Here is a 7,993-nt window from a genome sequence, read left to right on the forward strand (position 1 = left end):
CTTGAAGATATAATTAAATTTTATAGGAGTAATTTGAAAGATAAAGATATTTACTATTCAATAAAAAAAGCCTATGGAGATAATAAATCTATAAAGCTATACGAAAAAGAACTTAGAGATTTGCATATAGATATAATTCATTCTGTGCATATAAATAAAGCCAAAAACATGTCTGATATGATTTCTTCTATAGATGCTTTTGAAGATTTTGTGTTTAATAAGAATATGGATATAATAGTATTTGTAAGCAGAGATGTTGATTATACTATTGTAATGGAGAGGCTAAAAAGGCATGGTGCTATAACTGCTATAGTTACAACTATTACTAATTCTAATAGAGATATTTTTCAAAATGTTTCTAATAAGATTTTTAAGATAGAAAAATATAAATCAAAAGAAAATGATAAAACTAATCAATTAGATGAATATAGTTTAGAGTATTTGAAGTTTTTTTATAATAGGATTGTTGAAGTTTATAATAATACAGAAAGTAAGAAATTTTCTATATCTGATATATGCAATAAAGTAAATATGGATTTTAAATTAGAGCAGGGTGAGAGTGCCATAGAAAAGACTTATTTCAAAAAGATAAAAAGGTTATTTAAATATTTAATAGAAAATGATATAGATATAAAAGTAGATAGGGATTATTTTAGTATAGATGATATTGAAAAGCTTCATTGTTTTTTTAGAAGTTTGGATTAGATATTATTTAATAATTATTAATATATTTGGAGATTTGTTTATGATTAATATTGCTATTATTGGTTTGGGTTTAATGGGTGGCTCTTTAGTTAAGGCTTTAAATGGTTATAATATATGGGCTTTGGATACTAATAAAGAAACAGTAGATAATGCTTTAAAAGATAAATACATACAAAAAGGAAGTTATGATTATTCAAATATAGAAGAGATGTTTTCTTGGGCTCACATTATTATGATATGCACTTTGCCTTCTATAGCTTTAGATATTATAAATAAATATTCATCATTTATAACAGATGATAAAATACTATCCGATTTTTGCGGGGTTAAGACTGATATATTTAATGCGGCAAAAAACAAAAAATATGTATCGCTTCACACTATGGCTGGTAAAGAAAAGGGCGGATATAATAACTCAACTGAATCATTATTTAAAAACTCCAACGCTATAATAATAGCTAATGATAATGCTAATAAAGAAGACATAAAAAAAATAGAAGTTTTGGCTTTAAATATAGGATGCAAAAATATAATTGTATCAACAGAAAAAGAGCATGATAAAATGATAGCTTTTACTAGTCAGCTTATGCATATAATAGCCTGTTCTATAGTTAATCATAAAGATTTTTTAGCTTCTCTTGGATTTGAAGGAAATAGTTTAGGCGACCATACGAGGGTAGGCACAATAGATGCTAATATGTGGAGTGAACTTTTTGCAAGAAACTCTGAATATTTATCTTTGTCTTTAGAAGAATATATAAAAAGGCTAGAGGATTTTCAAAAAGCATTGCAAAGTAAAGACAGAGAAAAACTTAGAGAATTAATGTTAAGTTCTAATAGTATAAAAGAGAAATGGAACAATCTTAAAATCAAGTAACTTTTTTATATACTGAAAATTTTTAAGCTTGTTAATTTTAGAATTTTTATATTTTATTATTTTCTAGTACTATCCGCCTAAAACATTAATAATATAAAACTAAATTTAAACAAACTTAAAAATTGCTAGTATTTATAATTCAAATAAAAAATTATTTGTTTTTAAATTTTTTAGCAGCATCAATAAAGCCAACAAATATGGGGTGAGGATTTGTTATTCTTGATTTTAATTCTGGATGAAACTGAACTCCTATCATAAATGGATGCTCTTTTACTTCTGCTATTTCAACTAAATCAGCATCTTTTGTTTTACCTGTAATCATAAATCCTGCTTTTTCCATTTTATCTATATATTTATTATTAAACTCATATCTATGTCTATGTCTTTCACTTATTGTTGTGGAATTATAAAGTTTATGAGCTAAAGAACCTTCTTTTATATTACACTCAAAAGCACCAAGTCTCATAGTTCCACCTTTAAGCATAATCTTTTTTTGTTCTTCCATCATAGTGATTATTGGATTTTTACAATTTTCATTCACTTCTATAGTATTAGCATCTTCAAGCTTTAATACATTTCTTGCATATTCTATACTCATAAGCTGCATACCCAAACATATTCCAAAATAAGGCATTTTATTTTCTCTAGCATATTTTATTGCATTCATTTTACCTTCAAGTCCTCTCTCACCAAATCCACCCGGTATAATAAGTCCATTAACATCTTTGAAATATTCAGATATATCATCTTTGTGTTCTAATTCTTCAGCATTTATCCATTTTATATCAACATTAATATCGTTATATATTCCGCCATGATTTAATGCCTCTATTAATGATATATAAGCATCTTTCATAGATACATATTTTCCAACAACAGCAATAGTAACTTTTTCATTTTGTATAGCTATATTTTTTTGTTTAGCTACTAATTCTGTCCAATGAGATAAATCTATCTTAGCAGTTTCTAATTTGAAATGTTTACATACCACATCAGAAAGACCCTGTGCTTCAAGCATTAGCGGTACAGAATATATATTAGGTTCATCAAAGTTCTCAAATACATTTTGTTTAGGTAAATTACAGAATAATGCTATTTTAGATTTATGAGATTCTTCTAAATGTTTATTTGTTCTGCACACTAAAATATCAGGTATAATACCACTTTGCATAAGTTCTTTTACGCTATGCTGAGTTGGTTTTGTTTTAATCTCTTCAGATGAACTTATAAAAGGTATTAACGTAACATGTATATATAAAACATTATCTTGTCCTAATTCTGTTTTTACCTGTCTTATAGCTTCAATATATGGCAATGATTCTATATCTCCAATAGTTCCACCTATTTCTGTGATTACTATATCAGTTTTTTTAGTATCATTTTCTCTATATATTCTTCTTTTTATTTCATTTGTAATATGAGGTATAACCTGAACAGTTTCGCCAAGATATTTACCTTCTCTTTCCATATTTATAACATGTTGATATATTTTACCAGTAGTAACATTGCTGTATTTATTTAAATTTTCATCAATAAATCTTTCATAATGCCCAATATCCAAATCTGTTTCAGCCCCATCATCAGTAACAAAAACTTCACCATGCTGAAAAGGACTCATAGTACCCGGGTCAAGATTGATGTAAGGGTCTAATTTTTGTATAGTTACACTTAAACCGCGAGCCTTTAATAGTCTTCCAAGTGAAGCAGCTGTTATACCTTTACCAAGTCCAGATACAACTCCGCCTGTTACAAATATGTATTTAGTATCCATAGTTTCCTCTGTTATTCCTTTAATATTTTGATTATAAACAATATCATTAAAAAAACATAAAATCAAGGTAAATTTTTTATTAATTTTAATATTTTTTGTTATATATTAGAAATAAAAAATAATTATTTTTTAGAGGTGTTAGTTATGATGAGATTGTTTATTAGTTTAGTTACAGTTTTGTTTTTAGCTTCTTGTACAGCTTCAAACAAGAAAGAAGAAAATAGTTCTCCTTCGGAAGTGGTTGCTGATTATGTTCAAGTAGATTCTCCAAACTCTTTTATCCCTTTGGGTATAGGAATTACAGTAGCTCCTCCGGAACATGGACAAAATGCTAAATATTTTATAGCTAATAAAGATGTTGCTGAAGTTAATTTTGACTATATGAATAATAATTATACTTACAGAGCTTCAAAGAACTCAAATAATTTACTTTCATTTTATGGGGAGTATGTTAATAGTGGAAAAAACTTTACAGAAGAAGAAAATAACATTGTTGTAGAATATAATACCACTTCAAATAATGAAAAGTTTACATTATGGAGAGTAGATGATATTTATTATATATTGTCAACACAGGCAGAAGATGATAAGGATTTAACCAATCTTTCATCGCTTTATATAAAGTCTATACACTGGAATAAAAATAAATAAAACTATAAATGATTAAATAATAGAATATAAAAGTAGGCATATAGATTTTTTATCTGTATGCCTACTTTTTATTTTTAGATAAAAGACAATTTTTTTCTTTATAATATAAATTTATTATTTTATTGACATTTATTTCTTATGTTATATATTATGTTAAGTCGTATTATTGCATCTAATTGGGGATTAAAATGAAATATAATAATAAATTCTTTTTTTTAATAATATTAACTATATTAATTTCATGTTCTAATAATAGTGAAGAAGAAATAAAAGAGATAGACAGAGGCGGGGCATTAATAGATAAAATAATATATGAAGTGAGAACCGACATGACAATAGCTATTAAAGATGTGGCAGACGGACGTGCTGATTTAATGGCTAGCGGAATAGATGGAAGCACATATTTATCATTAAATGAAAGGGATTTGGAGAAGCTTGATACTTATGCTGTGCCTTCTGGTTCTTGGTCTTTGCTATTTAACCCTGTGCCAAATAAAGCCCCATACACAGTTACTACAAGAGACGGCAAAACTCACTTTAATCCTCTTGCTATAAAAGAAGTAAGATTTGCAATGAATTTTTTAATAGACAGAAAAAAGCTTGTTGATGAAATTTTAAGAGGGGCAGGGGAGCCTTCATTTACTCAGGCAACACCAGGTCAGCCTGGTACTTATAGATATAATCTCATTCCTTCAAAAATGGGTATGACAGCAAATGGCAATGAAGAGAAAGCAATTAACGATATAAATAAAGCCATGGAAAAAGCAGCTAATCTTCCAGAAAACAGAGGAAAGTTAAAAAAAGAAAATGGCTGGTGGAAATATAATGGTGAAGTAGTAACTATTAAGTTTGTTATAAGAGTAGATGACCCCACAGGAAGACTTCCTGCAGGCAATGCAATATCCGACTTAATAGAAAAGACAGGCATAAAAGTAGAAAAATTATTGTACGATAGAAACAAATCCACCCAAGTTGTATACGGCTCTGACCCAAAAGATTATGAATGGAATATTATAACAGAAGCTTGGGGGGCAGGGGCTACAAGAGCTTGGTGGGACGTTACGCTTAGGCAAATGTATGTAAGAGAAGGGAACTATATGCCTGGAGGAAATATTGCTGAGTTTTGGAATTATGACAACAAAGAAGCTTCTAGAATAAGCGATAAAAATTCAAACGGTTGGTTTTTAACTGCCGATGAATATTGGAATGGTAATATGCGTTTGCAGGAAATTGGGCTTGAAGATGCTGTGCGAATATATTTAAACTCTCAAACGCAGTTTTTTGTAGCAAACAAAGAAAGATTTAACAGAAGAATGCTTTACGGAGTAGGCGATGGTGTTAATGATTGGTCTATAAGAAGTGCCGACATAAAGCCAAATAGAAACGGTGAAAAAGTATTAAGAGTTCTTCAGCATTCTGCACAAGGTTCATTATTTATAAGTCCTTGGGACCCTGTGGGAGTGGGTGGATTTTCTGATGCATATTCTGCTATAATGATAGGTCCTTGCTCTGATGCTGGTGCTACATTTGAATCGCCTTCCACCGCAAAGACAGAGTTTATACTTGGCGAGGCAGATACTAATAGTTTAGAGATAGGTGTTAGAGCTGGTGATAACGGCATACCAGTAGGTACTGTGAAAGTTCCTAATAATGCTAAAATGTATAACCCTTATACTCAAAAATGGGAAGAAGGTTTAACTACGAAAGTTGAAAATGGTGAGATAATTTATAAAAAGGCTGATAATCTTACTGCTTATGTAAAATGTGATTTTAAACCAAAAAGCTTTAAATGGCATCATGGCATAGATTCGTCTTTAGTTGATTTGATGTATGGAAGTGTGTTTATTGCAAACATAATAACAAAGACAAATGAAAATGATAAGTATTATGATTCTGCTATGGCTGGAAGATATACTTCTGCTATGGATAATGCAGTTGGAAGTGTAATAAATGAAGATGGAAGTTTTACACTCTATGGAAATTATTATTGGCCAATGGATATGAATAGACAAATTGCTATTGCTGCAGTTGGTCCTAAAATAGGAAACCCTAATAGAAACACTGTTATTCCTTTTGAGATAAATGAAGCTATAATGAAAATGGTCCTTGAGGGCTCTAAATCTGGTAATGTTTATACTATTTCACAAGACCAATCATTGACTGCTATAGATGTAAAAAATCCTATATGTGTATCTGACATAAAAGAAAAATTAATTGAAATGCGTGATTCTCAATATATACCTGTTGGAATAGAAGATTTTATCACAAAAGAAGAGGCTGTTAAAAGATATCAGGCTGCTATTGACTTTATAGATAAGTACGGACACGCTTATATATCAAACGGTCCTTTCTTTATTTCAAGAATAGATTCAAAGGCTAATTATATAGAATTAACTGCTTTTAAAGATTATGCTTACACTGCTGAATATTGGATAGAAAAATTATCAACAAAAATGAGCAGAATAGAAGATATTGAAATGCCTGCAATAGTAAATAAAAACAATGATATGAATATAGATATTTATGTTTCATCATACAATTATCCTAATAATGCTTTAGAGATGCCAGACCCTAATACAAAAGTAAAAGTGCTTCTTCAATTACAAAATGGAGGCGAAAGGGAATATGAGGCAGTTTTAGAAAATGATGTGTTTAAGCTTACTATACCAAAAGAGGAATTAGCATCTCTTCCAAAAGGAAACTATATTGTTGTAATAGAGTCTTATATTGCTGATGAAACGCCTTATATAGAAACAAGAAACTTTATATTACAATAAATATTTTAAATCTCATTATATGAATTATCATTATTCATTTTGTATAGCTTTATGTTTTCATTTTTTAGTATGCATTTCATGAGGTTTATATCAGAATCATCAAAACTATATGATAAATATACTGCTTTTACTTTTAATTCTAACTCTTTTTTATATGATATTATTTTATCTCTCTCTTTATAAAAAATAGAAAGCAAATTGCCGTATTCTATATTTTCATTAGACGATAAAAATTTAGCCTTTTTGCCATATATATCAATGTTATCGTTTTTATGAGCAATGCATATATTATGGTTCAATAATTCATACTCTACACATATAGTGTCAGTATTCCAATTATTAATATCATCTATATTTTTATAAAACGAAATTATATTCATTTTTTCTAATATAGGTTTTAATGCTCTTAAATGATTTTCTGTGAACTCATCTTTTAATATAGTATGAGAATCACAAAATTGTATTCTGTTTTCAAATATGGTTTTTAAAGTGTTGGTATCATATTTAAAAGTTTGATATATTGTTTTTGTATAATTTGTATATGTGATGCTTTTCTCTAAACATTTATCTGTTAGTTTTAAAAAATCATTATAACTAATTTTTTTGTTTGCAAGTAAGCTGTATGAAAGCAAAAATATACTGTAACTCGCTAAACTATTATTCTCTAAATATTTTAAATAAGTTTCTACAATAGAAGGGTAATCATTTTTTAAGAAAAACAAAATAGCAATATTATTATAATAAATAAAATTGTCTTTATTTGTTTCTAAAAGTTTTTTATAATATTCTATAGCTTTATCATAATTTTTTGTGTAGAAGTATGAATTAGCTATAATTTCATTATTAACTAGATTGATATTGTTTTCTTCAAATAAAGTTATTATTTTTGAATACTCTTTTTTATTATACAAAATATTTATAAGCCTATCATAATATTTATTATTTTTTCTAACGCATACAATTGCTTTATCATAATCTTCTAAATCTATGTAAATATTAAAAAGCATATCTATATAATTTTCATTTATATTATCAATATTTTTATTTAAATAATATGCAGAAGTCTCTTTTTCTCCTTTACTATAATAACAAATAGCTATTCCATAATAAGCCTCATCGCTATCATTAATATCTATAGAAGATTTAAAATATCTTATAGCTTCATCATAGTCTTTCAAATTTAAATATGCATTAGCTAAATTATTATAAGCC

General features: G+C 27.8%; 6 protein-coding genes. 4 read left to right on the forward strand and 2 right to left on the reverse strand.

Annotated features, from left to right (window positions below):
• The coding region (locus E6A48_RS05840; protein WP_219709130.1) for an NYN domain-containing protein at nucleotides 1-705 on the forward strand (705 nt) is incomplete at its 5' end.
• 40 nt (nucleotides 706-745) lie between these two features.
• A complete protein-coding gene (locus E6A48_RS05845) occupies nucleotides 746-1,582 on the forward strand; it encodes a prephenate dehydrogenase (RefSeq protein WP_219709131.1) in 837 nt (278 codons plus the stop codon).
• A gap of 151 nt (nucleotides 1,583-1,733) precedes the next feature.
• Here the strand turns inward: E6A48_RS05845 and E6A48_RS05850 are convergent, their stop codons facing one another.
• Nucleotides 1,734-3,353: a CTP synthase gene (locus tag E6A48_RS05850; RefSeq protein WP_219709132.1), complete on the reverse strand. Its 1,620-nt coding sequence runs from the start codon at nucleotides 3,351-3,353 to the stop codon at nucleotides 1,734-1,736.
• 144 nt (nucleotides 3,354-3,497) lie between these two features.
• Between E6A48_RS05850 and E6A48_RS05855 the strand changes: the two genes are divergently transcribed.
• Together E6A48_RS05855 and E6A48_RS05860 are read left to right on the forward strand one after the other, a co-directional pair.
• Nucleotides 3,498-4,004 carry a hypothetical protein gene (locus E6A48_RS05855; protein WP_219709133.1) on the forward strand — a complete coding sequence of 169 codons (507 nt, stop codon included), beginning with the start codon at nucleotides 3,498-3,500 and terminating at the stop codon, nucleotides 4,002-4,004.
• Between the two features lie 188 nt (nucleotides 4,005-4,192).
• A complete protein-coding gene (locus tag E6A48_RS05860; protein ID WP_219709134.1) occupies nucleotides 4,193-6,781 on the forward strand; it encodes an ABC transporter substrate-binding protein in 2,589 nt (862 codons plus the stop codon).
• 5 nt (nucleotides 6,782-6,786) lie between these two features.
• Here E6A48_RS05860 and E6A48_RS05865 read toward each other — a convergent pair.
• On the reverse strand, nucleotides 6,787-7,993 hold a 1,207-nt coding region (locus E6A48_RS05865), incomplete at its 5' end, for a tetratricopeptide repeat protein (protein WP_219709135.1).

The sequence above is a fragment of the Brachyspira pilosicoli genome (assembly GCF_019402445.1).
Lineage (GTDB): Bacteria > Spirochaetota > Brachyspiria > Brachyspirales > Brachyspiraceae > Brachyspira > Brachyspira pilosicoli_B.

Bases quoted from the DNA above. Each gene is read 5' to 3' on its own strand.
- E6A48_RS05845 (WP_219709131.1), top strand. From the start codon at position 746: ATGATTAATATTGCTATTATTGGTTTGGGTTTAATGGGTGGCTCTTTA.
- E6A48_RS05850 (WP_219709132.1), bottom strand. From the start codon at position 3,353: ATGGATACTAAATACATATTTGTAACAGGCGGAGTTGTATCTGGACTT.
- E6A48_RS05855 (WP_219709133.1), top strand. From the start codon at position 3,498: ATGATGAGATTGTTTATTAGTTTAGTTACAGTTTTGTTTTTAGCTTCT.
- E6A48_RS05860 (WP_219709134.1), top strand. From the start codon at position 4,193: ATGAAATATAATAATAAATTCTTTTTTTTAATAATATTAACTATATTA.